Raw genomic sequence first — 25,991 nt, 5'->3', positions numbered from 1 at the left:
GTGTTGCCGCGCCGCTGCCCTCATACATGTTTGCGGCCACCGGTCTCGCGGAACCAGCTGTCGGGGTAGGGATACCACCAGTCCTGGATCGTCGGTTTGTGGTCGATGATCACCATCTTCGAGCGGCGGAAGGCGTCGAGGCCCTGGCGGCCAAGTTCGCGGCCGAGGCCCGAGGCCTTCCAGCCGCCGAAGGGCAAGGCGTCATTGTCGATCAGCGGGTTGTTGACCCAGACCATGCCGGCCTCGAGCCGCTCGGCGGCCTCATGCGCCTCGGCCAGATCGGTGGTGAACACCGAGGCGCCAAGCCCGAACGGGCTGTCATTGGCAAGCCGGATCGCCTCGTCGAAATCCCGGACCCGGCAGATCGCGGCGACCGGCCCGAAGCATTCTTCGCGCACGATGGCCATATCAGGGGTCACGCCGGTGAGGATGGTCGGCTCGTAGAACCAGCCGGTGTTGTGCGCTGGCGGAATGCGGCCGCCGGTGACGGCCGTGGCGCCGTTGCGAATGGCATCGTCGACGAGGCGCATCACCTTCGCCCGCGCGCCTTCGCTGACCAGCGGGCCGATCTCGGTCTTGTCCATGCCGTTGCCGATGCGCAGCGCGCGTGTCCTTTCGGCGAACAGGTCGACAAAGCGGTCATGCACGGCGTCGACGACGAAGAAGCGCTCGGCCGAGGTGCAGACCTGGCCGGTGAGGTGGAAGGCGGCGGTGACACTGCCGGACGCGGCGACATCGAGCGGGGCGTGTTGGCTGATGATCAGCGGATCGCTGCCGCCAGCTTCGATCACGCATGGCTTCATGCGCTCGGCACAAGCCATCGCCACCGCCTTGCCGGCGGCGACCGAGCCGGTGAAGGCGACGGCGTGGGTGCGGTCGGAAACGATCAGCGCTTGCGCGGTGGCAGCGCCGCCGGGCAGGCAGCAGACCATCCCCTCCGGCAGCGAGCGGAACACGGTCATGTAATCGAGCGTCGACAGCGTCGTCGCCTCGGCCGGCTTGATGACGCAGGCGTTGCCGGCGGCGAGCGATGCCGCGACTGTCCAGCACATCAGCAAGATCGGGAAATTGTAAGGCATGATGTGGACGGAGACGCCATAGGGCTCGTAGCGCGCATACTGGAACGACCCGGCCTGCGTCGTGCCGGCGATCTTGCCGGCATCGTCGCGTGCCATCTCGGCATAATAGCGGAAGATCGGCGCGCAGTTGGCGATCTCGCCGATGGCTTCCGGATAGGGCTTGCCCATCTCGCGCACCATCAGCTCGGCGCAATGCGTGAAGTCGGCCGCTTCGATGGCATTGGCGACGGCATGGAGGTGCCTGGCGCGGCTCTTGGCGTCGAGCCTTTTCCAGGTGGCCTGCGCCTTGGTCGCGGCGGTGAGCGCGGCGTCGATCTCGCCATCGCTGGCCGACGCGATGGCCCCAACTGTCTCCAGCGTTGCCGGATCGATCACCGGTTTGTTCGCGGCGGTCATCGGCCGGTAGTCCGGATTGACGAAGAAGGCCGGCCGGTCAGGGGCGAAATGCATGGACATCCTCTCAGATCCGCTCAGCGGATCATGTAGACCTTCTTGATGGTCTCATGGACGGTGCAGACGCCTTTCCAGTCCTGCGGAAAGAACGCCGCCGTGTCCGGCTCGATCTCGATGATCTCGCCGGATTCATGAACATAGGTGCAGCGGCCCTCGAGGAAGTGGCAGAACTCGTCGCGGGTGACGTGGCAGTGCCATTTGCCTGGAGTGCACACCCACAGGCCGCATTCGGAACGGCCTTCAGGCCCTTTGTACAGCAGCTTGCCCGAAGTGTGGGATTCGCCCTCGATCATCGTCGGGATGACGCCCCAGTCGACGAGGTCGGTAATAGCGAGCGGGGACTTCATGATCGGTGTTGTCATATCGATTTTCCCTGGGGTGGCCTTGGTGCTCACCGGCACATGAAGGCCTTGGTCAGCGTTTCGGTGATGATGGAGATGCCGGTCCAGCCGGCGGGGAAGAACACAAGCGTGCCGGCCTCGACCGGAACCTCTTCGCCGTTCTCATGGACATAGCTGCCGCGTCCCGACAGGAAATGGCAGAACTCGTCGGCAGGGAAGGTGACCTTTCGCGTGCCCGATGTGCATGACCACAGGCCGCATTCGCTCGATCCGTCCGGGTTCTGCGACAGGATCTTGCCCGCGGCGCGCGGCGCGCCGGCGAGCGTGTTGGTGCCCGCGCCCCAATCGTCCAGGTCCACTGTCGAGGCGTTTTGCCAGTGCGGTGTCGGCATATCGTGAAGCTCCGAGGATCAGGCAAGCATGTAGACGTTGCGCATGGTCTCATGCACGGTGCATTCGCCCGCCCAGCCGGCCGGGAACATGACCACGGTTCCAGCACTGACTTCTATCACTTCGCCGACATTCGACCTGTAGGTCGCGCGGCCGGCGACGAAATGGCACAATTCATCGCGCGGGATGCTAAGGCGCCATCGGCCGGGCGTGCAGACCCAGATGCCGGATTCCGGCTGGTTGTTCGGCCCCTTGTGCACCAGCCTGCCGGTGGAATGGGACGCGCCGTCCAGTGCATCCGGTTGGGCGCCCCAGTCGACGAGATCGGTGCGGGTCGAGGCCTGATGGAGGTGTGGTGCGGAGGAGCTCATAGCAGCGCCTCCAGCAACCCAGCTGCCTTTTCCGGGCCGTTCTGCGCGTGCATCTGCGCCGAGGTCTTCGCCAGCCCGGCCTTCATCGCCGGATCGGTCAGGCAGGCCTCGATCTTGGCGACGAGCTCGGCATCGTTCCAGTCGTAGCGCGGCATGCCGAAGCCGTGGCCGGTTTCCTCGACGCGGGTGGCGTTGTCGTGGCCGTCCCAGACATAGGGCATGATGATGGCCGGCTTGCCGAAATAGAGGCACTCGGTAAATGAGTTGTTGCCGCCATGGTGGATCACCGCATCGACCTGTGGGATGACCGAGGGCTGCGGGAACCAGCTCTCGACGATGACGTTGCCGGGCACGTCCGTGTACTGGTCCTTGTAGCCGCCGACATTGACCAACGCCCGGTAGCGCGTCTTGCCCAGCGTCGCGATGATGCGCTTCAACAGGTCGACATCACCGGCGCCGAGGCTGCCGAAGGAAACATAGAGCAGCGGTCCGTCATTGTTTTTCGCGAAGGTCGGCACTGTGTAGGGCTTCTCCTGCCGCACGCAGCCTTCGAGATACTGGAATTTTGCCGGGTCGAGCGGATGGCGGCGCTTGAACTTTGCCGCCTCGGGATAAAGCAGCAGGTTCAGGTAGGGCGAGGCTTCGAAGAACTGGCCGATCGGATAGGGCGCCTCATCGTTGGCGGTGAGGAAGGCGTTGAAGTCGTCATGGATCGGCCTGATCACCGCGTTGAAATGGTCGCGGTAGCGCTGGTGGCCGGCATGGTCGTTCTCGCCGCAGCCGGACAGATGCGGCGGGATGTCCTCGTCCTCGATCTCGTTTTCCGAGCAGGAGATCACGCGCACCCACGGCTTGCCGAACTGCTTGATTGCCGGGAACAGGATGACGTTGTCGACGCAGATGACGTCCGGCTTGATGTCAGCCAGAACGCGTGGCAGATCCTTCTGCGCCCATTTGGCGCTGTCGACGATCGCCGTCCAGCAATCCTTGACGTAATTGTCGACCTGGTCATAGGGCGATTTGCGGAAATTCGGGATGTGGCCATTGATGAAGTCCTCCCAGAACTTGGCCATCTGCTCGGGCGGCATCGGTTCGGACAGGTTCACCGGATGGGCTTCGAAGCCGTAGCCCTTATAGACGTCGACGAAGCCGGGATCGGAGAGGAACACGGCCTTGTGTCCACGCGCTTCGACGGCCTGGGCGATGCCGACGGAATTGAGCGCCGGGCCATAGGCCGCTTCTGGAAAAAACGCGATCGTCTTCTGCGCCATCAAGCTTCTCCTTCACTCTGCGAAAATTCTGACATCGGCGGCATCCCAGCCGAGTTCGACCTGGTCGCCCGACGAGACCGGCCGGCGGTCCGCGGCATCGGCGGTGACGCGCACCAGGAACGGTTTTGGCGACAGGGGGGTGCGGACATGCAGTTGCAGGTCGAGCCCCTGATAGGCCAATGCCTCGACCGCGCCGGTGGTGCGGTTGGCGGTTTCCACCGACGGGAAAAGCCGGATGCGCTCGGGCCGCACCGAGGCGACAGCGGACGCACCGGGCGCAAGCGTGGCGGGTACCTTGCCGGCGATCAGCGTGCCATTGCCGGCCATCACGCCATCGGCGGCGGCCTTGCCCGGCACGAAATTCATCACGCCGATGAAGTCGGCAACAAAACGGCCGGCCGGATGCTCATAGACCGCATGCGGGGTGTCGCATTGCAGCAGCCTGCCGTCCTTGAGCACGGCCATGCGGTCGGCCATGACAAGCGATTCTTCCTGATCGTGGGTGACGATGACGAAGGTAATGCCGACCTCGTGCTGCAGGCGCTTCAATTCCAATTGCATGGCGCCGCGCAGTTTCTTGTCGAGGGCGCCGAGCGGCTCGTCGAGCAGCAGCAGCCGGGGCCGCTTGACCAGAGCCCGGGCGAGCGCGACACGCTGCTTCTGTCCGCCCGACAATTGCTCCGGCTTGCGGTCGGCGAAGGGGACGAGTTCGGTCGTCGCCAGGATGGCATCGACTCGGGAACGGATTTCGCTAGCCGGCAAACGCTCCATTTCCAGGCCGTAGGAGACATTGGCCCTGACGCTCATATGCGGAAACAGCGCGTAGGACTGGAACATCAGATTGACCGGCCGCTTGTTGGGCGGGGTCCTGGCGATGTCGCGGCCATCCAGCAGGATGCGGCCGTCATTCGGCGTTTCGAAACCGGCCAGCATGCGCAGCAGCGTGGTCTTGCCGCAGCCCGAAGGCCCGAGCAGGGCGAAGAACTCGTTCTCGCGGATGTCGAGCGAGATGCCGTCGACAGCGGTCACGCGGCCGAAATTCTTCGACACATGATCGATGGCCAGCAGCGTGCGCGGTTCGCTCATTGGCCGATGACCCCTCGATTGAGCCGCTGCGACAAGGTCAGCGCGGTGATCGAGACCGCCATGACGATGGTCGCCAGCGCGTTGATCTCCGGCGTGATGCCGAATCGGATCATCGCGTAGATCTGCATCGGCAGCGTGGTCGAGGCGCGCCCAGCGCCGGCGGTGAAGAAGGCGATGATGAACTCGTCGACCGACAGCGTGAAGGCAAGCAGCGCGCCGGCGATGACCGCCGGCAGGATGACCGGCAATGTCACCCGCCGGAAGGTGGTGATGGCGGAGGCGCCAAGGTCGGTGGACGCCTCGACAATCGACCAGTCGAAACTTTTCAGCCGGGCACGCACCACCGAACAGACGAAGGCGAGGTTGAACACGACATGGGCAAGGATGATGGTGTGCAGACCCATGGTCAGGTTAAGCATGGAGAAGAACGACAGCAGCGCGATCGCCAGCACGATGTCGGGAATGATCATTGGCGCAAAGATCAGCGCTTCGAGACCCTTGCCATAATGCCGGCGCATCTCGACGCCGATCGCCAGCAGCGTGCCGAGCAGCGTGGCGATGGCCGTCGACACCAGCGCCACGATCAACGTGTTGAGCGCGGCGGAGAGGATCGCGGAATTGCCGGCCAGCGAGACATACCATTTCAGCGAAAAGCCGGACCATGCGGTCGGCAGGCCGCCCTCGTTGAAGGACAGCGCCACCAGCACGGCAATCGGGATGTAGAGGAAGGCGAAGACCAGGCTCAGTACGAGCCAGAGCGTGCGCCGCGTGGCGGGAGAGCGCTCAGCCATCGGCGCCTCCGCTCACTTGCGCGGCGCGGCCCGAGGTGCGATCGGCGGCCAGCGCCTGCGCCATCAGCACCAGCAGCATGATGGCGATCAGCACCATGGCGAGCGCCGCGCCGAAGGGCCAGTCATTGGCGGTCAGGAACTGGTCGTAGACGAGATTGCCGATCATCTGGAAGCGGCCACCGCCGAGCAGCGCAGGGGTAACGAAGTTGCCGATCGACAGCACGAAGACGAACACGGCGCCGGCGGCGATGCCGGGCACGGTCAGCGGCAGGATGACACGGCGAAAGGTGGTGATGGCCGAAGCGCCGAGGTCACGCGAAGCCTCGGCGAGTTCTGGGTTGAGACGCGACAGCGGTGCGTAGCAGGCGAGGATGACGAAGGGCAGGTAGTTGTAGACCAGGCCGGCGATGACGGCACCTTCGGTGTAGAGCATCGATGGCGGCTCGCCGGTGTAGCCGAACCAGCGCAACAGCTGGGTGATCAGGCCCTCGCGGTTGAGCAGCACGATCCAGGCATAGGTGCGGATCAGATAGTTGGACCAGAACGGCAGCACGGCGAAGAACAGCAGCACCGGCTGCAACCGGCGCGGTGCCGCGGCGATCGCATAGGCGGCGGCATAGCCGATCACCACAGCGATCAGCGTCGCCGTGCCGGCGATGCGTGCAGATTTGAGGAAGATGCCGGCATAGAGCGGGTCGAAAACCAGCCCGAAATTCTCCAGCGTGAAGGTGTATTCGATGCCGCCATAGATGCCGCGGCGGAAGAAGGCGAGCGCCAGCACCAGCGCGCATGGCACGACCATCAGCGCGGTCAGCCAGACCAGCGCCGGGGCCATCAGCAAGGAGGAGCGAAGTCTGGTCTGGGACAATGTTTGGGTACCGCTCAAGGCCGGCAGCATAAGCGCCGCCGGCCGTGATGTCTGGTTTGACGCTGCTTACTGCGCGGCCTTGATCTCGCTGACTATCTTCGAATAGTCGCGCTGGGCGTCGCCGACGTCACGCAGCTGCTCGAACTTGACAAGGTCGGCCACCGGCATCGCCATGTTGGGGAACTTGGCCAGGAAATCGGCCGGCAGGCTTTCCATAGCCGGCTTGTTCGGCACCTTGTAGTCGATGTTCTGCGCCGCCCAGGCATGGTTCTTGGCGTCGAGCATGAAGTTGATGAACTGGAAGGCCGCGTCCTTGTTGGCGGAAGCCTTCATCACCACCATCGTGTCGACCCACAGATCCGAGCCTTCCTTGGGGATGACGTATTTGATCTCGGGCTTCTCGGCGATGCCGTAGTTGCACCAGCCGTCCCATGCCTGCACCATCAGCGCCTCCCCGGAAACCAGCTTCGAATAGAAGGTGGTGTCGTCATAGGCGAGCAGGGTCTTCTTGGCCGAGATCAGCAGGTCCTTGACCTCGGCCATCTTGGCCGGATCGGTCTCGTTGACCGAAAAACCCTTGTCGAGCTGGCCAGCGGCCAGCAGCCAGCGGTCGGTCGCCAGCATGGTGGTTTTGCCCTTGAGGTCGTCGGAGGGCGCGAGAAGGTCGCTCCAGCTGGTCGGCGCTACCTTCACCAGGTCGGAGCGGTAGCAGAGGCCTGTCGTGCCCCAGGTGTAGGGGACTGAAAAGGCGTTGCCGACATCATGCGGCAGCTTGGTCGCTTCAGGGTAGAGGTTGGCGAGGTTGGGCACCTTGGCGTGGTCGATCGGCTCGGTCAGGCCGAGCTTGTTCAGCACCTCGGCGAAGGGCGAGGAGACGAAGACCACGTCATAGCCCTTGCCGCCGGCGGCGATGAGCTTGCCCATGATTTCTTCATTGGTGGCATGAACAACCACTTCGCCGGCGACGCCGGTGGCGGTCTTGAAGGCAGCCATGGCGTCGGGCGCCATGTAGCCGTCCCAGTTGGAAATGACCAGGTCGGCCGCAGCCGCGGGTGCGGCCAGCGCCAAGGCCAGGCCAAGTGCGATTGACGGCATCTTTAGCGAACGATGCCGCAAGAGAGTGGTGGCGGTCATGACAGGTTCCCCATTCTGGTTGATCGTCGAATTCATTCGGCGGCGGCGACCCATGCCGCCGCCTCGATCCTGTTCCCTCGGTCTTTTTTGTGCCGATTGTCCTGACAGTACTATTGCAGAAAAAAGTACGTCAATCCATAATTTGCCAAGCGACCGTGGAATCTGGCCGATTGCATCCGTGGGGCCGATCGGTCAAAGCATATAGGTCTTGTCCGTTCACGAGCATTGTCATGCAAGCCGCCGCCCGACGACCCCGCACCAACCACCTCGACCTGGCACAGCGCATCCTGGATGTGGCCCGGCAGCGCGGCTTCGAACCCGGCGCGCGCCTGCCCGAACAGCAGATCGCCTCGCTGTGCAATGTGTCGCGTACGCCAGTGCGGGCTGCGCTTAGCCTGCTTGTGGAACAGGGCGTTGTGCGTTGGGAGGCGGATTCCGGCTATCACCTTGCCGTCGACCTCACGAGCCAGCCGGCCGTTGCCGCTGAATTGCCACTTACCGAGGAGGACGAACTCGCCGAGGCGATCCTGCGCGACCGGTCGGCGCGGCGGCTGGACCAGACGGTGACCGTCGCCGGGTTGATGCGGCGGTATAATGCCGAGCGCAAGACGGTACTAAAATCGCTTAACAGACTAACGGAAGAGAATCTGCTCGACCGTGCGCCCGGCCAGTCCTGGCTCTTCCGCCGCGCGCCTGACGACCCGGAGGCGCAAGGCGAAAGTTACGAGTACCGCTTGCTGCTGGAGCCCGCCGCCATCCTGACCCCCGGCTTCCGGCTTGACGGCGCACGCGCAGCGGCCTTGCGCCAAGGCATGGAAGCGCTGTCGGCGCTGCCGGACGCCGCATTCGACACACGCGAGTTCCAGCGGCTGGACATCGATTTTCACGGCATGCTGGCGGAGGGCTCCGCCAATCGCTTCGTGGCCGACGCGCTGGCCGATCATCTCAGGCTGCGCCGGCTGCCGGGCATCTATGCCGGCGTCAACGTCTTCCGGTTGCGGCAATCGCTGCGTGAGCACCTGAACATACTCGACCATCTTGAAAGCCGGCAGTATGAGGTGGCTGCCGATCTGCTTCGCATTCACCTGCGGCTCTCCCGCAACCAGCGACCGCAAGCGGCCAGTCGCGGGGCGCCCGCCCTGTTCGGCATGATCAGCCGGCCGGAATGACGAGGATTAATTGACGCGAAAAGCCAGCCCGACCATCGCGCTGTTTCCCGAAGCGAGTTTCGGCGCGGCGTTGAATTGCGTCGGCATCGCGCAGGCGCTGCGGGCGAAAGGTGCCCGGCCTGTCTTCATCTGTCATGCCGGGTTCTCCGGCGTCTTTGCCGACTATGGTTTTCAGGAATACCAGCTGCCGACCGACGAGCCGCTGAGCGACAGCGAGCGGCAGAGCTACTGGCAGGCCTTCGTGCGCAGGCATCTGCCGCATTTCAGGCTGAGCCCGATCGACCAGCTCGAAACCTATGTCGCGCCGACCTGGCAGGCGATCGTCGACACCGCGGTCAACGCCGAAGCGCCGCTGCGCCAATTGCTGGCGCGGCTGAAGCCGGACGCGGTGGTGCTCGACAATGTCATCATGTTCCCGGCGATCGCTGCCGCCGGCTGCCCGTGGGTGCGGGTGGTCTCCTGCGCCGAGACCGAGCTTCCGGACGCTCGGGTGCCCCCCTATCTGTCGGGGCTTGGCGCCGACGACCCGCAACGCGCGGCGTTCGAGGCCCGCTATCTCAGAGCCTCGGCGCCGGCGCATGACCGCTTCAACCGCTTTCGGGCGGATGCCGGCGTGGCGCCGCTGCCGAAGGGCCTGTTTCTCGAAGCCTCGCCAGACCTCAACCTTTTGCTGACGCCGACGATCGTGCGCCGCGAACGCGCCGAGCCGCTCGACCCGGACCGCTTCGTCTATCTCGAAGGCTGCGTGCGTTCGGAAGGGCCGTTCGCAGTGCCTGTGTTCCCGCGCAATGGCGGGCCGCTGGTCTATGTGAGCTTCGGCAGTCTCGGCGCCATGGATGTCGGCCTGATCGAGCGCATGCTGGCCGTGTTCGACAGGCTGCCGGCCCGCTTCATCGTCAATGCCGGCGGCCTGCGCGACGCCTATCGCGCTGTGCCGGACAATGTCTATCTCGACGCCTGGTTTCCGCAGCCGTCGGTGGTTGCGAAATGCGACCTGTTCATCCATCACGGCGGCAATAACAGCTTTTGCGAAGCGCTGCGCTTCGGCGTGCCGTCGCTGATCATGCCCTATTGCTGGGACGGGCACGACAATGCCCGACGCGCCGAGGAAACCGGCGTTGGCGACCATATCGGCCGTGATGCCTGGACCGAAGGAGTATTGGAGAAAGCCATTCTCGGCCTGCTGGCCGATGACGCAATGCGCGCCCGCCTCAGGGACAATGCAGCCCAAATGGCGCTGAAACCCGGAACGGATGTGGCCGCGCAAGCCATACTCTCTGTGATACGGACATGAACGAAATGCCTGACATGAACACGAATACTTCCCTCTCCAGTGGCAACGATCCCAAGGCCTGGCTGACCCAGCACGGCATCAACGAGGTTGAGTGCCTGGTGCCTGACATGAACGGCGTCCTGCGCGGCAAGGCCTTGCCGGCAGCCAAGTTCCTCAAGGCGCTGGAGGACCGCGCGCTCTACCTGCCGAGCAGCGCCTTTCTGGTCAGCATCGACGGCCGCTACACCGGTTCGATCGACGAGGGTTTTGCCTACTCGGACCCGGACATGCGCATGGTGCCGGATGTTTCGACGCTCACCCTGGCGCCCGGCGCCGGGGCAGGCAAGGCCTATGTCTTCGCCGATGCCTTCCACATGGACGACCGGCCATGGATGGCCTCGCCACGCCATGTGCTGAGAGCCGTGCTCGACCTCTACCGTCAGCGCGGCTGGCGGGCGGTGGTGGCGCCGGAGCTCGAATTCTACCTGACAGCTCCCAATCCCGATCCCGACCGGCCGCTGACGGCACCGGTCGGCGGCAATGGCCGCGCCGAGAGCGTGCAGCATCCCTACGATATGGCGGCACTGGAGGAGTTCGAGCCGGTGGTCCGCCGCATCTATGACTATGCGGCGGCATCCGGACTGCCGCTCGACACGCTGATCCATGAATCGGGTACGGCGCAGCTGGAGATCAACTTCCTGCATGGCGACGCGCTGCTGCTGGCCGACAAGGTGCTGCTGTTCAAGCGGTTGACGCGCCAGGCCGCGCAGCAGAGCGGCATGCATGCCACCTTCATGGCCAAGCCGATCCCGGCACAGGCGGGGAGCTCGATGCATCTGCACATGTCGGTCATCGACCAGGCCGGCAACACGCTGTTTGCCGGCAGCGACGATGCCGACACCGAAATGTTCGGCCATTTCATCGGTGGCCTGCAGAAATATGTCCCGGAGATCATGCCGCTGTTTGCGCCCAACGTGAACTCGTTCCGCCGCATCCGGCCGAACCACAGCGCGCCGGCCAACATCGAATGGTCGCACGACAACCGCTCCTGCGGCCTGAGGGTGCCGGCCGGTGGCCGCGCCGCGAGGCGGGTGGAGAACCGGTTGCCGGGTGCGGATTCCAATCCCTATCTGGCTATCGCCGGTTCGCTCCTCGCGGGCTATCTCGGCGTCGAGCAGAAGCTGGCGCGGTCGGCCGAGGCGTCGGGCAATGCCTACAAGATCAAAAGCACGCTGCCGAAAACCATGGAGGAGGCGCTGGATCGTTTCACCGCTTGCGAGCCGGTGCGGGACCTCCTCGGCGAGGACTTCTTCCAGACCTATCTGCGCGTCAAGAGCGTCGAGCTCGACCTGTTCCAGGGCGTGGTGACGAGCTGGGAACGCGACCACCTGCTGCTGAAGGTGTAATGATGGGCTTCAATTCCGGTTTGGATATCGGCAAATCCTACTATGTCGCGACGGCAAATCCGTCGCCGGACCATCCCGCCCTGCGGGGCGATGTCGACGCCGACCTGGTTGTCGTCGGCGGCGGCTGCACCGGCCTGTCGGCGGCCCTTCACGCTGCCGAGCGCGGCCTGAAGGTGGTGCTGCTCGAAGGCGGCAAGATCGGCTGGGGTGCGTCGGGCCGCAATGGCGGCCAGATGATCCCCGGCCTGCGCAAGGGCGCCAAGGGCCTGGTCAAGCTCTACGGGCCCGAACGGGCCAAAGTGCTGTTCGACCTCGCCTTCGAGGCACGCGGGCTGGTGCTCGACATTATCGAGCGCCACGCCATCGATTGCGATCTCAGGCTGACCGGCCATCTGGTCGGGGCGGTCAATAGCTCCGACCTCAGGGATCTCGAGGAAGAGGCTGAGTGCCTTGCCACGGTGATGAAGTTCCCGCATGCCGAGATCCTGTCGGCGGCGGAAGCCCGCCGCAAGGTCGACACGCCCTACCACGGCGCGATGTACGAGCCCCTTGGCGGCCACATGCATCCACTGAACTACACGCTCGGCCTCGCCCGCGCGGCGGTCGCGGCCGGCGTCGTCATCCACGAGAATTCGGTCGCCGTCCGGCTTGAGCGCGAGCCATCGATCCGCGTCTCGACGGCCAAGGGTTCGGTCCGTGCAAAACACGTCGTGCTGGCGGGCGATGCGCTGCTCAATGGGCTGGAGCCGCGCGTCAACAGCCGCATCATGCCGGTCGGCAACTACATTGTCGCCACCGAGCCGCTGGAGGGCAAACGCAACGTCATCCCGGCCAACGTCGCGGTTTCCGACACCCGCTTCGCCGTCAACTACTACCGCATGTCGGCCGATGGGCGTCTGCTGTTCGGCGGCGGCGAGCGCTACACGCCGTCGCCGCCGGCCGACATTGCCGGATTCGTGCGGCCGCACATGGAAAAGACCTTTCCGCAACTTCAGGGCTGCCGCATCGATCACGCCTGGGGCGGGCTGGTGTCGGTGACGACGTCGCGGTTGCCGCATGTCGGGCACTATGGCGAGGTCTATTTCGCGCATGGCTATTCCGGCAAAGGCGTCATCCTGTCGACACTGTCGGGCAAGCTTTTGGCCGAGGCGATCACCGGCGACGCTTCGCGGCTCGACCTGTTCTCGACGCTCACGCCCATGCCGTTCCCCGGGGGCACGGCGTTGCGCGGTCCGCTCTATGTGCTCGGTATGCTGTGGTATGCGATGCGCGACCGCATCAAGCATTGAGGGTGAGTACGCCGCAGCTACGCATCGAAGTTCGCGCCGCCCCTCACCTGCCTGCCGGCATCCTCTCCCCGGGGAGAGGGGCGCTTTCATTTATGGTTTCGCCAATCGCCAGCGTCGCAAAAAGGCGTCGGCGTTGCGGCCAGCTACTTTCTCCCCGTCTCTATACGGGGAGAAATGCCCGGCAGGGCAATGAGGGGCGGCGCCGACGATGAGGGCTTATTCCTAAGCTCGCAAAGATCTCTTTAGACGACGAAAAAATCCTCGATGCGCTGCTTGGCCTCGAGCAGCGCCGGCAGAATTTCCCGTTCCATCTCCGCGACGGTGAAACGCGCGGACTGGGTCGAGACGTTGATGGCCGCGACCGTGCGCTCCGAGCGGTCGCGGATCGGCACGGCGATCGAGCGCAGGCCAAGCTCCAGCTCTTCGTCGACGACGGCAAAGCCATCCGCTTTGGCTTTGCCAATGGCATATGCCAGCAGCCGCGTGTCGGTGATTGTCTTTGGGGTCCGTTTCTCGATCGTCGCCTGGCCGAGAAATGCGTCCAATTCCTGGGGCGTCAGGCCGGCAAGCAGGACGCGCCCCATCGAGGTGCAATAGGCGGGCAGCCTGGTACCGACGTCGAGCGAGACGCTGAGGATGCGGAGGCCGGGAATGCGGGCGACGTAGACGACATCCTGGCCCGACAGGATCGCCGCCGAGCAGGCCTCGTTCAACTCAGCCGCCACTGCCCGCATGGTCGGGGCGGCGAAGCTCCATAGCGAGGCGCCGCCGAGCCAGGTGCGGGCAACCGTCAGCAGGCGCGGCGACAGCGAAAAGACGCGGCCGGCCTGGGTGGCGTAGCCTGTGGCGACAAGCGTCAATAGAAAGCGGCGGGCGCCGGCGCGGGTCAGGCCCGCTTCCTCGGCCATTTCCGTCAGCGTCATGCCTGAGGGACGCCGGGCCAGGATCTCCATAACGTCAAGGCCCCGCTCGAGCGAGCCGACATGATCACGGGAAGCGGCCTCTTCGTCCATCTCACCTACCAGAACGATATCCTTGCCAGGATTGACTCAACCTCTCACTCAACGTAGAAAGTATCGCATACAAAACATATGTTCGCAATACGAACTTTCTTGAACCCGGGAGCCCGATGCGATGGTCAAGTTCCTGCCGCTCAAACAGGCTGTGGCCGAGAACCTGAACAATGGCGACTCTGTCGCCTTCGAGGGCTTCACCCATCTGATCCCGACGGCGGCGGCGCATGAGGCGATCCGTCAGGGGTTTCGCGACCTGACCCTGATCCGCATGACGCCAGACCTGATCTACGACCAGATGATCGGCATGGGCATGGCGAAGAAGATCATCTTCTCCTATGTCGGTAATCCCGGCGTCGGCCTGCTGCGGCGCGCCCGCGACGCCATAGAGAACGGTTTTCCCAGATCGATCGAGATCGAGGAACACAGCCATGCCGGCATGGCCAATGCCTACGAGGCGGGTGCTGCCGGCCTGCCCTGCGCGGTGTTCCGCGGCTATCGCGGTGCCGGGCTGGCAGCAGTCAATCCGAACATCAAATCGGTGACCTGTCCGTTCACCGGCGAGGTGCTGGCAGCCGTTCCTTCGATCCGGCCCGATGTCACCTTCATCCATGCGCAGAAGGCCGACCGGAAAGGCAATGTGCTGGTCGAAGGCATCGTCGGCATCCAGAAGGAAGCGGTGCTGGCGGCTAGCCGAGCGGTGGTGACGGTCGAGGAAGTGGTCGACACTTTCGACGATCTGCACCCCAATCTGACGGTGCTGCCGCGCTGGACGATCGCGGCGATCTCCGTTGTGCCCGGCGGTTCGCATCCGTCCTACGCGCATGGCTATTACGCGCGCGACAATGCGGCCTATCTCGAATGGGACGAGATCGCCGCCGACCGAGACAAATTCCAGGCGTGGATGCAGGCGAACGTCATCGAGAAGAGCGCCGACGATTTCGCGGCCCGTGTCGAGCATCTGAGGAAAGCGGCATGAGCGACAATCCGGACTTCACCCCCAACGAGATGATGACGATCGCCGCCAGCCGCGCGCTGCGGAATGACGATGTCTGCTTCGTCGGCATCGGCGCGCCGTCCGCCGCCTGCAATGTGGCGCGGCTGACGCATGCACCCGACATCATCTTGATTTATGAGAGCGGCACGATCGGCACCGCGCCAGACGTGCTGCCGCTGTCGATCGGCGATGGCGAATTGTGCCAAACCGCCGTCACCACGGTCGCGGTGCCGGAGATGTTCCGCTACTGGCTGCAGGGCGGCCGCATCTCGATCGGTTTTTTGGGTGCGGCCCAACTCGACAAGTTCGGAAACATCAACACCACCGTCATCGGCGACTATTTCCACCCCAAGACCCGGCTGCCCGGCGGCGGCGGCGCGCCGGAAATCGCGACGTCGTCGAAGGAGATCTACATCACCATGGCGCAGACTAGGCGCGGCATGGTCGAAAAGATCGATTTCTTCACCTCCTTCGGCCATGGCGAGGGCGGCGATCATCGAAAGCGGCTTGGCATCGACACCGCGGGCCCGACCTTGCTGATCACCGACCTCGCCATCTGGAAGCCGGACCCGGTGACCAAGGAATTCACGGTCGTGTCGTTGCATCCCGGTGTCACGCGCCAGCAGGTGCAGGAGACCTGTGGCTGGATGGTAAAGTTCGCGGAGGCGCTTGACGAAACGCCTGCGCCAAGCGAACTCGAACTGACGACATTGCGCGACCTGCAGGCCCGTACCAAGGCGGCGCATGAGGGAAGCGGAAAAGCAAAGGCTGCATGACATGGCCGTGGCCTATATCTGCGACTACATCCGCACGCCGATCGGCCGCTTCGGCGGCTCGCTGTCCTCGGTGCGCGCCGACGACCTTGGCGCCATACCCCTGAAAGCACTGGTCGAGCGCAATCCCGGTGTCGACTGGCAGGCCGTCGACGACGTCATCTATGGCTGCGCAAACCAGGCCGGCGAGGACAACCGCAACGTGGCGCGCATGGCGCTGCTGCTGGCCGGTCTGCCAAAGGAGATCCCGGGCTCCACCGTCAACCGGCTGTGCGGCTCCGGTATGGATGCGCTGACCATCGCCGCGCGGGCGATCAAGGCCGGCGAGGCCGAACTGATGATCGCAGGCGGCGTCGAATCGATGAGCCGCGCGCCCTTCGTCATGCCCAAGGCCGACACGGCGTTTTCGCGCAACGCCGAGATCTATGACACCACCATCGGCTGGCGCTTCGTCAACCCGGTGATGAAAAAGCAGTATGGCGTCGATTCGATGCCTGAAACCGGCGAGAACGTGGCAGAAGAGTTCGCCATCTCCCGCGCGGCCCAGGACGCCTTTGCCGTGCGCAGCCAGGACAAGGCTGTCGCCGCACAGGCCAATGGCCGGCTGGCGAAGGAAATCGCCCTGGTGACCATCCCGCAGCGCAAGGGCGATGCGGTGGTCGTCTCGAAGGACGAGCATCCCCGTGCCGGCACGACGGTCGAGGCGCTGGCTAAATTGCCGACACCATTCCGGCAAGGCGGCACGGTGACGGCCGGCAATGCCTCCGGCGTCAATGACGGGGCGGCGGCGTTGATCGTTGCCTCGGAAGCAGCCGTCGAGAAATATGGCCTGACGCCGATTGCCCGGATCCTTGGTGGCGCCGCCGCCGGTGTGGCGCCGCGCATCATGGGCATCGGCCCGGCGCCGGCGACGCAAAAACTGTGCGCGCGGCTTGGGCTTTCGCCGCAGCAATTCGACGTTATCGAGCTCAACGAAGCCTTTGCCTCGCAAGGCATCGCCGTGCTGCGCCAACTCGGCATTGCCGAGGATGCAGAGCACGTCAATCCGAATGGCGGCGCCATCGCGCTCGGCCATCCGCTCGGCATGTCGGGCGCCCGCATATCCGGTACGGCGGCCCTGGAGCTTCGCGAACGCGGCGGCCGCTATGCGCTGGCAACCATGTGCATCGGCGTCGGCCAGGGCATAGCGATCGCGCTCGAACGGGCCTGAGCGGCAGCCCCTTCTTGGCCGGCTAAGATCGAGGCTGATTCGGGCGTGCAAATTTGACCATGTGGACAAAAGTGCGGACCCGTTCCATAGTTCCCTGTCTGACATTTTCACGAACAGCCGGCTCGACACGGCTGTCGAACAGAGGGGAATGCAATGGAAAACCGGAAGAATAGAATCCAGATAAAACGCGAAGGGCTTTCGCGACGCAATGTGCTGGAATTGGGCGCGCTTGGCCTGGCCGCGGCCATGCTGCCAGGCGCCGCCTTCGGCAAGGACAAGAAGCTGAAGGTAGCGGCGATCTTCGCCACGCCGATCGAGGAGCCATGGGACAACCAGATCCATGTCGCCTTGCAGAAGGCCGAGAAGGAACTCGGCATCGAGTACAAATGGTCGGAGAAGGTGCAGACAGCCGATTTCAGCCGCGTCATGCGCGAATATGCTCAAGGCGGCTACCAGCTGGTGCTGGGCGATGCCTTCGCAGCCGAGCGTGAATCGCGCCGCACCGCCAAACAATTCCCGAAGACCGCCTTCCTGTTCGGCTCCGGCGCCGGACCGGCGGAACCGAATTTCGGCGTCTTCGACAACTGGATCCACGAACCGGCCTATCTGTCCGGCATGATCGCCGGCAAGATGTCGAAGTCGGGCACGATCGGTGCTGTCGCGGCTATGGGCATTCCGGAAGTGAACCGGCTGGTCAACGCCTTCTTTGCCGGCGCCAAGGAGGTCAATCCCAACATCAAGAAGAAGGTCGCCTTCATCGGTTCCTTCTTCGATCCGCCGAAGGCAAAGGAAGCGGCCGTCGCGCAGATCGACGCCGGTGTCGACGTGATCTATGCCGAGCGTTTCGGCGTCATCGAAGCGGCGGTGGACAAGAAGATCCTCGCCATCTCCAACATGTCCGACCAGTCGAGCCTCGGCCCCGACACGGTCATCACCGGCCCGGTCTGGGACATGTATCCGACCGTCCAGCAGGCGATCAAACTGGTCAAGGCCGGCGTCTTCACCGCGCAGGACTATGGCGATTTCTCGCGCATGGCCAAGGGCGGTTCGCAGCTCGCGCCCTACCACAAGTTCGACAAGACGCTGCCGGCGGACGTGAAGGAGTTGGTCGAGAAGAAGAAGGCCGAAATCCTCGAAGGCAATTTCCGCGTCGACGTGGATGAGAATACGCCGGTTTCGGATTGATTTTTCTCACCCTCTCCCTTGTGGGGGTGAGCAGCCGGTTCGCCGCAGGCGAATTCATCGTGCCAGTGGCACGATGAAAGGCTAGCGAACGCCGGGACGCTGCGAAGCAGCGGGGACCCGGCGGGGCTTGCCAATTATCAGCCCAGCCCTTCGCAGGCTCAGGGCGTTCGAAACTCGAAAAGCCAAGCAATTGGCTTTTCGTCCGCTACGCGGACCGTTTCTCACCCCCACAAGGGGGAGGGTGAAGAGCGGCGCCAACGCCATCTCACCGGGAGCCATCTTGCCCGCCCCACTCATCGAAATGCGCGGCATCACCAAGAGCTTCGGCGCCGTCAAGGCGAACGAGGCCGTTGATCTCAGCGTCGCTCCGGGCGAGATTCTCGGTCTTCTGGGCGAGAATGGCGCCGGCAAGACGACGCTGATGAACGTGCTGTTCGGCGCCTATGCGCCCGATGCGGGCGAGATCCTCATCCAGGGCCAGCCGGTGCGGATCACCAGTTCGGCCGATGCGCTGGCCGCCGGCATCGGCATGGTACACCAGCATTTTCACCTGGCGCCGCGGCTGACGGTGCTGGAAAACCTGCTCATCGGCATATCAGGCCGATCAGGGCGGATCGACCGCGCCGGCGGGCTGGCGCGGCTGGCGGAGATCGGCCGCCAGCATGGGCTGACGCTTGATCCCGACCTTCCGGTGTCGGCGTTGTCGGTCGGCGAGCAGCAGCGGCTCGAAATCGTCAAGGCGCTGTTTCGCGGCGCCAGGCTGTTGATCCTCGACGAACCGACAGCGGTGCTGGCGCCAACGGAGGTCGACGGGCTGTTTTCGGCGTTGCGGTCGATGGCGGCGCAGGGCCTCGGCATCATCTTCATCTCGCACAAGCTGAATGAAGTGCGGGCACTGACCCATCGCTGCACGGTGCTGCGGCATGGCCGCGTCGCCGGCCGCGTCGATGACCCCGCCAACACGACATCTGCCGCAATGGCGCAACTGATGTGCGGCCACGAGATCGTGCCGCCGGCGAGGGGTCCATCGACACCCGGTGCGGCGGTGCTGACGCTCGATGGCATTTCCACGTCACAGCATTCGGGCACGGCGTTGCGCGACGTGTCGCTTGCCGTCCGCGCCGGCGAGATCCTCGGCATCGCCGGTGTCTCGGGCAATGGCCAGCGCGCCCTGGCGGAAGTGATCTCCGGCGTGCGCGTGCCCGATGCAGGCCAGATGACCATCGCCGGCCAGAAAGTGTCTGGGTATTCGCCGCGCGAGGTGCAGGCGCTCGGTCTCGGTCGCATCCCGGAAGACCGCATGACGACCGGCCTGGTCACCAACCTGCCGCTCGCCGATTCGATGGTGCTGCCGCGCATCGGCACGGCGGCGTTCAGCAGCAGGGGCCTGCTCAAGCCGGATGCGATCCGTGCCTTCGCCGAGGCGCAGATCAAGGCCTATGACATTCGCTGCCCCGGGCCGATGACCCGCGCCGGGGCGCTGTCGGGCGGCAATCTGCAGAAGGCGCTGCTGGCGCGCGAACTCGCCTTCGATCCGAAGGTGCTGATCGTCTCGCAGCCGACGCGCGGCCTAGACATCGGCGCCGCCCGTTTCATCCACGAAAAGTTCCTCGACATGCGCGCCAAGGGCTGCGGCATTGTCGTCATCGGCGAGGATCTCGAGGAACTGCTGGTGCTCTGCGACCGCATCGCGGTGATGTATGAGGGCCGAATCGCCGGCACGCTCGACAGCGCCGATGCGACGGTGGCCCGGCTTGGGCTGATGATGACCGGCGCGGAGGGGCACAGCTGATGTTTCGCCTGGAAGTACGCACCTCGACGCCCGCCTGGTTTAATTTGGCCTTGCCGCTGCTGGCGATCGCAGCCACGCTTGTCCTGTGCAGCGGCCTGATCGCGTTGGCCGGCGCCGGCGTCATCGAAGCCTATGGCGTGATGTTCACGGCCTCGCTGGGCGACAGCTACGCGATCTCCGAAACGATGGTGCGTGCCGCGCCGATGATCTTCACCGGGCTGGCGGTGGCGGTCGCCTTCCGGGCAAAATTCTGGAACATCGGCGCCGAGGGGCAATTGCTGGCCGGCGCGGTCGCGAGCTGCTTTGTCGGCGCGATCCCGATGCCGGGACCGCTCGCCATGCTGTTGATGGCGGTGGCCGGTGCCGCCGCCGGCGCGGCGGTTGCCTTGGTGCCGGCGACACTGCGGGTCAAATTCAAGGTCGATGACGTGGTCAGCTCGCTGCTCCTCAATTCGGTCATCTACTATGCGCTGATGGCGCTGATCGAAGGGCCCTGGAAAGACAGTTTCAGCGGCTATCCGATTTCGCCGCCGATCGAGGATTCGGCCAACTTTCCGGTGCTGCTCGAAGGCACGCGGCTGCATCTCGGCGTTGTCGTGGCGCTGCTGGCGGCGCCATTGATCTGGTTCCTGATCGTGCGCACGACGCTCGGCTTCCGGATCAGGGTCACCGGCGAGAACCCGGAAGCCGCACGCTATGGCGGCATCCATGTCGAGCGGGTGCTGATCTCGGCCGCGCTGCTGTCCGGGGCTCTGGCCGGGCTCGCTGGGGTCGGCGAGGTCGGCGGCGTGCATTTCCAGGTGATGAGCGACATCTCGCCGGGCTACGGCTATTCCGGCATCGTCGTCGCCATGCTGGCGCGGCTCAATCCGCTCGGCGTGGTGCCGGCGGCGATCTTCCTGGCAGCCGTGATGACCGGCGCCGAGGCGATGTCGCGCGCGACCGGAGTGCCGGCCTTCCTCAGCGATGTCATCCAGGGCACCGCATTGCTTGCCATGCTGGTGGCGCTGCTGTTCACCGCCTACCGCATCCGCCGCGTCGGAGTGGCCCGATGAGCGCGGTGTTCGAACAGATCTTTCAGGTCGGCTTCCTGGCCGCGATCATCCGCATCGCCACGCCGCTTGCTTTCGCGACGCTTGGCGAAATGTTCTCCGAGCGCGCCGGCGTGCTCAATCTCGGCATCGAAGGCATCATGCTGTTGTCGGCGATGACCGGCTTCACCGCCACCAGCCTCAGCGGCAGCCTGTGGCTCGGCGTGCTCGTCGCCGTGCTGACCGGCATGCTGATGGGTGCGCTGCATGCGCTGTTCACGGTGGCGCTGGGCCTCAGCCAGCATGTCTGCGGCATTGGTGTCACGCTGTTCTCTTCGGGCCTCGCCTATTTCCTCTATCGGCTGATCTTCGGCCAGCAATCGGTGCCGCCAAGCATCAAGGGGTTCGAGACGCTGCCTATCCCGGTCCTCTCCAGCTTTCCGGTGCTCGGACCGGCGGTGTTCAACCAGTTTGCGCTGGTCTACATGGCGATCCTTGCCATTCCGCTGGCCGCCTTCGTCCTCTACCGCACGCCCTGGGGCCTGTCGGTGCGCATGGTCGGCGAAAATCCGCGCGCTGCCGATTCGGCCGGTGTCAGCGTCATCGCCACGCGTTTCCAGGCGGTCATCCTCGGCGGTGCGCTGATGGGGCTGGCCGGTGCCTTCCTGTCGATGGCACAGTTCAACGCCTTCACCTTCGGCGTGGTGTCGGGGCGCGGCTGGGTAGCAATCGCGCTGGTCGTGTTCGGCCGCTGGGATCCGTGGCGTTCGGCAGGGGCTGCGCTTCTGTTCGCCTTTGTCGATGCCTTGCAACTGCGTTTGCAGGCGAGCGGGCTGGGGCATATCCCCTACGAGGCATTCCTGATGCTGCCCTTCATCTTCACCATAGTCGCCATGGCTGTCATGTCGCGCAACGCGGTGGCGCCGTCTGCCCTGCTCAAGCCGTTTCGTCGCGAGGAGCGCTGACAGCCAAGGGCTGTCAGCGTCCAGCTGGTCACATGGCGGTAAAGCCGTTGTCGACGAACAGATGCGTGCCGTTGACGAAGCTGGATTCGTCGCTGGCCAGGTAAAGCGCGGCCCTGGCCACCTCTTCCGGCTCGCCGATACGGCCCTGCTGCGCGGCCAGTGCGGCGTCTGAGACATCGATGCCGAGCCGGCCAAGATCGGCAACCTCGCGCAGGCCGTGCGGCGTGCGGATGAAGCCGGGGCAGACCGCGTTGCAGCGGATGTTGCGGTCGCGGAACTCGACGGCGATGGCGCGCGCGAACATATGGCAGGCGCCCTTGGTGGTGTCGTAGAGCACCTCCATCGGCGTCGCCGCCACTGCCGAGATCGACGAGGTGCAGACGATCGAGCCGCCACCGGCCGATATCATGCCGGGCAGCACGGCGCGCGTCATCAGGAACATCGAGCGCACGTTGACGGCATGCAGCCAGTCCCATTCCTGCACCGTCGTCTCCAGGAACGGCTTTATGACGATGGTGCCGGCATGGTTGAACAGGACGGTGATCGGGCCGAGTTTTTCGGTCGCGCCCTTCACCGCCGCCTCGACCTGGGCTTCATCGGACACGTCGGCGACCCAGTGTTCGGCGATGTACCCCCGCGCGCGGATCGCCGCCGCGGTTGCGGCCGCCGCCTCCCCGTTGCGGTCGATGATCGCCACCTTGGCACCTTCCGCGGCGAACAGCTCCGAAGCCGCTCCGCCCATCCCCGTCGCGCCGCCCGAAATGATGGCGACCTTGCCGGCCAGTCTTGCACCCATTTTCCTGCTCCCCTGTCTGACGATTTCATGTTCGCCGATCGCGCGATGCTATCGTGCGCGCTCCGGGCGGCCAATGCATGATTTGGGTGCAGCGAGGACAAGGCCATAGGTTCATTCAGGGCAAGAGCAATGCACGGCGTGACGGGTCGAGCTGTGGCCAAAGCACGCCATCCCAGCAATTCGGTACCAATTCCTGATCAGATATCAGAAAATTATTCTGCCCATGGTCGAAAAATAGCAATCGACAAAGTCTACAAGTTTTATAGATTAACCGGCGAGACGGAGGTCGATATATGTCCTATATCCAGAACGCCCAGACGGATCGCAGCAGCCAGCGGCTGGTCAACGCCCAGGCCTTTCGCCCGGCCTATGCCGGTGCTTTCGCCTATATCGTCTTTGCCCTTGCGTTCGTGTTCACCGGGGCAGTTGTTCTGGGCCTCATTCCCTGAGTCGTCAGATCGACCGGGACTAGCCGCCCACGCTTTCAGGCAATCGGAGTTGAATGAACCGGATCCTCGGCGCGCCTTTGCGCGGCTGGGATTCGAATTTCACAGCATCAGTGATTCCAGAGATGGAGGAGATGGCAATGCCGATCGAGTTCACGCATGTTCCCAGCAAGACCGAAGACGCAGCAGTTCCCTTTTTCTACGACTTTGCCGAGACCGCGACCAAGCTCGGGCTGATCGAGGATGGTGGCTTCAGGAGGATCGTCGTCGACGATTCGGCCGGGCTGCTGACCAATATGGATCTAGCCGCCCAGGTGCTGGACCGGACGTTGTCGCTGGAAGTCGTGCTCACCCACTGGGCGGGCGTGGTCGAACCGACGGTGGCGGCGCGCCAGCTGGCGTCGATCGACAGGAAAAGCGGCGGACGGCTGGCGCTCAGGATGATCAGCGAACCGCTGAACGACGACGATGCCGAAACGCGGCCGGTCGGGCACACGGTCATCTGGCAGCGCATCGACGAATATCTGGTGCTGTTGAAGCGGCTGTGGTCGAACGACCGGCCGTTCGAACATGAAGGCGCGTTCTACAGCATCAAAGGCGGTTATGTGCCGCGCAAGGGTCCGCACGGCGCCGATCTCGTCATCCGCATGGGCGGGCAGTCCGGAACGGCGCTCAAGGTGGCCGGTCGGCATGCCGATGTCTTCGAACTGGCGCCGGGTTCGATCGACGAGGTCCGGCAGCTGATGGAGCGCGTGCGCGGCGCCGCAGCCGAACATGGCCGAGCCGGCAAGCTTCGCTTTGCGCTTCCGGTCAGGATTCACCGGGGCGCTTCCGCCGCCGGCCACAAGGCAGTCGATGTTGCCGGGCCGCCGGCCCAAGCGGCCCTGTCGCTGCTGGCCTATGCGGCTCTCGGGATCGATGAATTCATGATTGTCGGCGTCGACACGCCGCGCGAGATCGCAACGGCCGGCCGTGAAACGATCGCGCTGCTGCGCAATTCGCTGGCGCGTCGTGAGGCGGAGGTGCCGCAGCCCGGGGCATATGCGCCGCGCGTGCCGCAAGTGGTGCGTGCAGCGGGCTGAGCAGGCGCCCTTGGAATCAACCTGTCGCGCCACTCAGCCGCGACAGGCCTTCAATGACGGCGGCAGACTCCGCCAGCGCGCCGAAGACGCCGTCCTCGACCGTCACCATATGAAGCGCTGCCTCATGGGCCTTTTGATCGCCGCTGGCACAGGCATCGGAAATCGTCAGGCACTGAAAGTTGCGGTCGCAGGCCTCGCGCAGCGTGGTGTGGACGCAGACATCCGTCGTGCAGCCGGTAAACATCAGATGTGTGATGCCTTGCGCGCGCAGCACAAGCTCGAAATCCGTATAGGTGAAGGCGCTGTTGCAGGTCTTGTCGACGATGATGTCGTGCGGCGCGACGTCGATCTCCGGAACGATCTGAAACCCCGGGCCTGAACGAAGCAGGATTTCGGAGCCTTCGAGACCGGCGCGCTTGCGGCGCCATTTCTCATAAGGCGTCATGTCGGCCATGTCAGCCCGATAGCCCTGCCTCGTGTGGATGATCCTGACACCGGCTTTGCGGGCGGCGGCGATCAGCCGGCCCACGGTCGGCAGGATCGCCCTCAGCGGCGAGGGGTCATATCCCTGCCTGGCAAAATAGCCCGTCGTCGACAGGAAATCCTGCTGCAGGTCGATGACGACGAGCGCGGTGTTTTCGGCGACCAACCTGCCGTCATAAGGGAAGTCGAAGGGCGTCGCCTTGATCATCTTTGGCTCCCGCTTTTTTGGACCGGCACCATAGCACTTTGCAACAACGCGACGACACCAGATGCCGGCGGCGTGGATCCGGATTTCGCGCCGATATTGACGGTGGCGGCCAATTGTTGATCGTTACACTCACCTTCAATGTTGACTAACAATGTCATGTTTTATAATCAACTTGGCATCGGCGTGCCGACAACCAGTATCTGGAATTGCGGCGGCCGTACTGGAGAAGAGCCATGACCGTGGCTGGAATTGATGCCCAAACGGCCTTCCACATCGACGCGGTGCGCTTTGCTGTCGGCGAGCGGACGCTGCTCGCTCCGGTTTCGCTCGATCTGGAGGGCCTTCGACAGCAATGGAACTGACTTTGCCGCACGATCTGTCGCCATGGGGCATGTTCATGGCGGCCGATATCATCGTCAAGGCGGTGATGATCGGGCTGGCCTTCGCTTCCCTCGTCACCTGGACGGTATGGCTGGCCAAATCGCTGGAGATTTTCGCCGGTAAGCTGCGCATCCGTCATGCCGTACGGGCGATCGGCGATGCCGCCACCTTGAAGCAGGCCAGCCGTGCGCTCGACCGCAGCGGCGGCCCCGGCGCGCTTCTGGTGCGGGCCGCGGCGGCGGAGGTCGCACTCTCGGCCGGAGCGCTCGAACATGTCTCGGGAGACGGGCTGAAGGAACGGGTCACCTCGCGCCTGTCGCGCATCGAGGCGGCGGCGTCACGGCGCATGTCGCGTAGCACCGGCCTGCTGGCGACGATCGGCTCGACCGCGCCTTTCGTCGGGTTGTTCGGTACCGTCTGGGGTATCATGAACGCCTTTATCGGCATCTCGCAGGCGCAGACCACCAATCTCGCCGTGGTCGCGCCTGGCATCGCCGAAGCACTGCTGGCCACGGCGATGGGCCTTGTCGCTGCCATACCGGCTGTCGTCATCTACAACGTCTTTGCGCGCTCGATAGCCGGCTACCGGCAGATCCTCGCCGATGCCTCGGCGGGTGTCGAACGGCTCGTCAGCCGTGACCTCGACTTCCGCACTGTCGCGCCGGCAACGGCGATGGCCGCGGAATGATGGCGGCGGACTAGCGGAGC

Annotated in this window: 27 protein-coding genes; 15 read left to right on the top strand and 12 right to left on the bottom strand. The window is 64.4% G+C overall.

Going from position 1 to position 25,991, the window contains the following annotated elements:
- Positions 1 to 20: 20 nt before the first annotated feature.
- The 9 genes from AC1D0I_RS00325 to AC1D0I_RS00285 form a co-directional block, all read right to left on the bottom strand.
- On the bottom strand, positions 21 to 1,529 hold the full coding sequence (locus tag AC1D0I_RS00325) for an aldehyde dehydrogenase family protein (protein ID WP_477392316.1): 1,509 nt from the start codon (positions 1,527 to 1,529) through the stop codon (positions 21 to 23).
- 20 nt (positions 1,530 to 1,549) lie between these two features.
- Positions 1,550 to 1,894, bottom strand: a complete 345-nt coding sequence (locus tag AC1D0I_RS00320; protein ID WP_477392314.1) for a cupin domain-containing protein — start codon at positions 1,892 to 1,894, stop codon at positions 1,550 to 1,552.
- Positions 1,895 to 1,923: 29 nt separating this feature from the next.
- A complete protein-coding gene (locus AC1D0I_RS00315) occupies positions 1,924 to 2,265 on the bottom strand; it encodes a cupin domain-containing protein (protein ID WP_477227587.1) in 342 nt (113 codons plus the stop codon).
- An 18-nt stretch (positions 2,266 to 2,283) separates the two neighbouring features.
- Positions 2,284 to 2,634 (bottom strand): cupin domain-containing protein, encoded by a 351-nt coding sequence (locus tag AC1D0I_RS00310; RefSeq protein WP_477392312.1) that lies wholly within the window; start codon positions 2,632 to 2,634, stop codon positions 2,284 to 2,286.
- Complete coding sequence (locus AC1D0I_RS00305) at positions 2,631 to 3,905, bottom strand: glycosyltransferase (RefSeq protein ID WP_477392310.1); 1,275 nt, start codon at positions 3,903 to 3,905, stop codon at positions 2,631 to 2,633. The genes AC1D0I_RS00310 and AC1D0I_RS00305 overlap by 4 nt, the downstream gene beginning before the upstream one ends.
- A 12-nt stretch (positions 3,906 to 3,917) precedes the next feature.
- On the bottom strand, positions 3,918 to 4,991 hold the full coding sequence (locus tag AC1D0I_RS00300; RefSeq protein WP_477392308.1) for an ABC transporter ATP-binding protein: 1,074 nt from the start codon (positions 4,989 to 4,991) through the stop codon (positions 3,918 to 3,920).
- Entirely contained in the window at positions 4,988 to 5,782 is a 795-nt protein-coding gene (locus tag AC1D0I_RS00295; RefSeq protein WP_477392307.1) for an ABC transporter permease, read from the bottom strand. The genes AC1D0I_RS00300 and AC1D0I_RS00295 overlap by 4 nt, the downstream gene beginning before the upstream one ends.
- Entirely contained in the window at positions 5,775 to 6,617 is an 843-nt protein-coding gene (locus tag AC1D0I_RS00290; RefSeq protein ID WP_477392817.1) for an ABC transporter permease, read from the bottom strand. Before AC1D0I_RS00290 ends, AC1D0I_RS00295 begins: the two co-directional genes overlap by 8 nt.
- Positions 6,618 to 6,716: 99 nt before the next feature.
- On the bottom strand, positions 6,717 to 7,784 hold the full coding sequence (locus AC1D0I_RS00285; RefSeq protein WP_457152144.1) for a polyamine ABC transporter substrate-binding protein: 1,068 nt from the start codon (positions 7,782 to 7,784) through the stop codon (positions 6,717 to 6,719).
- Between the two features lie 230 nt (positions 7,785 to 8,014).
- Between AC1D0I_RS00285 and AC1D0I_RS00280 the strand changes: the two genes are divergently transcribed.
- From AC1D0I_RS00280 to AC1D0I_RS00265, 4 genes are read left to right on the top strand one after another with little or no spacing between them, the layout of a single operon-like run.
- On the top strand, positions 8,015 to 8,953 hold the full coding sequence (locus AC1D0I_RS00280; protein WP_457152145.1) for a GntR family transcriptional regulator: 939 nt from the start codon (positions 8,015 to 8,017) through the stop codon (positions 8,951 to 8,953).
- Between the two features lie 10 nt (positions 8,954 to 8,963).
- Positions 8,964 to 10,247 (top strand): nucleotide disphospho-sugar-binding domain-containing protein, encoded by a 1,284-nt coding sequence (locus AC1D0I_RS00275; protein ID WP_477392305.1) that lies wholly within the window; start codon positions 8,964 to 8,966, stop codon positions 10,245 to 10,247.
- Positions 10,248 to 10,252: 5 nt separating this feature from the next.
- Positions 10,253 to 11,632, top strand: coding sequence for a glutamine synthetase family protein (locus AC1D0I_RS00270; RefSeq protein WP_477392815.1), 1,380 nt, complete (start codon positions 10,253 to 10,255; stop codon positions 11,630 to 11,632).
- The gene (locus AC1D0I_RS00265) at positions 11,632 to 12,921 is read left to right on the top strand and encodes an NAD(P)/FAD-dependent oxidoreductase (protein ID WP_477392303.1); all 1,290 of its coding nucleotides are present in this window, start codon (positions 11,632 to 11,634) and stop codon (positions 12,919 to 12,921) included. The genes AC1D0I_RS00270 and AC1D0I_RS00265 overlap by 1 nt, the downstream gene beginning before the upstream one ends.
- Before the next feature lie 242 nt (positions 12,922 to 13,163).
- Here AC1D0I_RS00265 and AC1D0I_RS00260 read toward each other — a convergent pair whose 3' ends face one another.
- Positions 13,164 to 13,934 carry an IclR family transcriptional regulator domain-containing protein gene (locus tag AC1D0I_RS00260; protein ID WP_477392301.1) on the bottom strand — a complete coding sequence of 257 codons (771 nt, stop codon included), beginning with the start codon at positions 13,932 to 13,934 and terminating at the stop codon, positions 13,164 to 13,166.
- Positions 13,935 to 14,055: 121 nt separating this feature from the next.
- Between AC1D0I_RS00260 and AC1D0I_RS00255 the strand changes: the two genes are divergently transcribed.
- The 7 genes from AC1D0I_RS00255 (at position 14,056) to AC1D0I_RS00225 (ending at position 21,887) form a co-directional block, all read left to right on the top strand.
- Entirely contained in the window at positions 14,056 to 14,913 is an 858-nt protein-coding gene (locus tag AC1D0I_RS00255) for a CoA transferase subunit A (RefSeq protein ID WP_477392299.1), read from the top strand.
- Positions 14,910 to 15,707, top strand: a complete 798-nt coding sequence (locus tag AC1D0I_RS00250) for a CoA-transferase subunit beta (RefSeq protein ID WP_477392297.1) — start codon at positions 14,910 to 14,912, stop codon at positions 15,705 to 15,707. The genes AC1D0I_RS00255 and AC1D0I_RS00250 overlap by 4 nt, the downstream gene beginning before the upstream one ends.
- 1 nt (position 15,708) lies before the next feature.
- Positions 15,709 to 16,914 (top strand): 3-oxoadipyl-CoA thiolase, encoded by a 1,206-nt coding sequence (pcaF, locus tag AC1D0I_RS00245; protein WP_477392295.1) that lies wholly within the window; start codon positions 15,709 to 15,711, stop codon positions 16,912 to 16,914.
- 153 nt (positions 16,915 to 17,067) lie between these two features.
- Positions 17,068 to 18,099 carry a BMP family protein gene (locus AC1D0I_RS00240; RefSeq protein WP_095084104.1) on the top strand — a complete coding sequence of 344 codons (1,032 nt, stop codon included), beginning with the start codon at positions 17,068 to 17,070 and terminating at the stop codon, positions 18,097 to 18,099.
- Positions 18,100 to 18,379: 280 nt separating this feature from the next.
- Positions 18,380 to 19,891 (top strand): ABC transporter ATP-binding protein, encoded by a 1,512-nt coding sequence (locus AC1D0I_RS00235; protein ID WP_477392293.1) that lies wholly within the window; start codon positions 18,380 to 18,382, stop codon positions 19,889 to 19,891.
- Positions 19,891 to 20,946, top strand: a complete 1,056-nt coding sequence (locus AC1D0I_RS00230) for an ABC transporter permease (protein ID WP_477392291.1) — start codon at positions 19,891 to 19,893, stop codon at positions 20,944 to 20,946. Before AC1D0I_RS00235 ends, AC1D0I_RS00230 begins: the two co-directional genes overlap by 1 nt.
- Positions 20,943 to 21,887 carry an ABC transporter permease gene (locus AC1D0I_RS00225; RefSeq protein WP_477392289.1) on the top strand — a complete coding sequence of 315 codons (945 nt, stop codon included), beginning with the start codon at positions 20,943 to 20,945 and terminating at the stop codon, positions 21,885 to 21,887. Before AC1D0I_RS00230 ends, AC1D0I_RS00225 begins: the two co-directional genes overlap by 4 nt.
- A 28-nt stretch (positions 21,888 to 21,915) precedes the next feature.
- On the opposite strand, the gene AC1D0I_RS00220 is transcribed toward AC1D0I_RS00225, so the two are convergent.
- Complete coding sequence (locus AC1D0I_RS00220) at positions 21,916 to 22,683, bottom strand: SDR family NAD(P)-dependent oxidoreductase (protein ID WP_477392287.1); 768 nt, start codon at positions 22,681 to 22,683, stop codon at positions 21,916 to 21,918.
- A gap of 293 nt (positions 22,684 to 22,976) precedes the next feature.
- Here AC1D0I_RS00220 and AC1D0I_RS00215 point away from each other — a divergent pair, with 293 nt between their 5' ends.
- Positions 22,977 to 23,132: a hypothetical protein gene (locus AC1D0I_RS00215; protein WP_095084108.1), complete on the top strand. Its 156-nt coding sequence runs from the start codon at positions 22,977 to 22,979 to the stop codon at positions 23,130 to 23,132.
- Positions 23,133 to 23,269: 137 nt separating this feature from the next.
- Positions 23,270 to 24,211 (top strand): LLM class flavin-dependent oxidoreductase, encoded by a 942-nt coding sequence (locus AC1D0I_RS00210; RefSeq protein WP_477392285.1) that lies wholly within the window; start codon positions 23,270 to 23,272, stop codon positions 24,209 to 24,211.
- A 16-nt stretch (positions 24,212 to 24,227) separates the two neighbouring features.
- Here AC1D0I_RS00210 and AC1D0I_RS00205 read toward each other — a convergent pair whose 3' ends face one another.
- Positions 24,228 to 24,902, bottom strand: a complete 675-nt coding sequence (locus tag AC1D0I_RS00205; protein ID WP_477392283.1) for a cysteine hydrolase family protein — start codon at positions 24,900 to 24,902, stop codon at positions 24,228 to 24,230.
- Between the two features lie 233 nt (positions 24,903 to 25,135).
- On the opposite strand from AC1D0I_RS00205, the gene AC1D0I_RS00200 reads away from it, so the two are divergent.
- Positions 25,136 to 25,264, top strand: a complete 129-nt coding sequence (locus AC1D0I_RS00200; protein WP_280952795.1) for a hypothetical protein — start codon at positions 25,136 to 25,138, stop codon at positions 25,262 to 25,264.
- Complete coding sequence (gene exbB, locus AC1D0I_RS00195; RefSeq protein ID WP_477392281.1) at positions 25,255 to 25,971, top strand: tonB-system energizer ExbB; 717 nt, start codon at positions 25,255 to 25,257, stop codon at positions 25,969 to 25,971. The genes AC1D0I_RS00200 and exbB overlap by 10 nt, the downstream gene beginning before the upstream one ends.
- Positions 25,972 to 25,991 lie beyond the last annotated feature (20 nt).

The organism is Mesorhizobium sp. P2_D1 (assembly GCF_056404455.1).
Note: the sequence above shows the minus strand (reverse complement) of the source record. Positions and strands in the feature narration are given on the sequence as shown.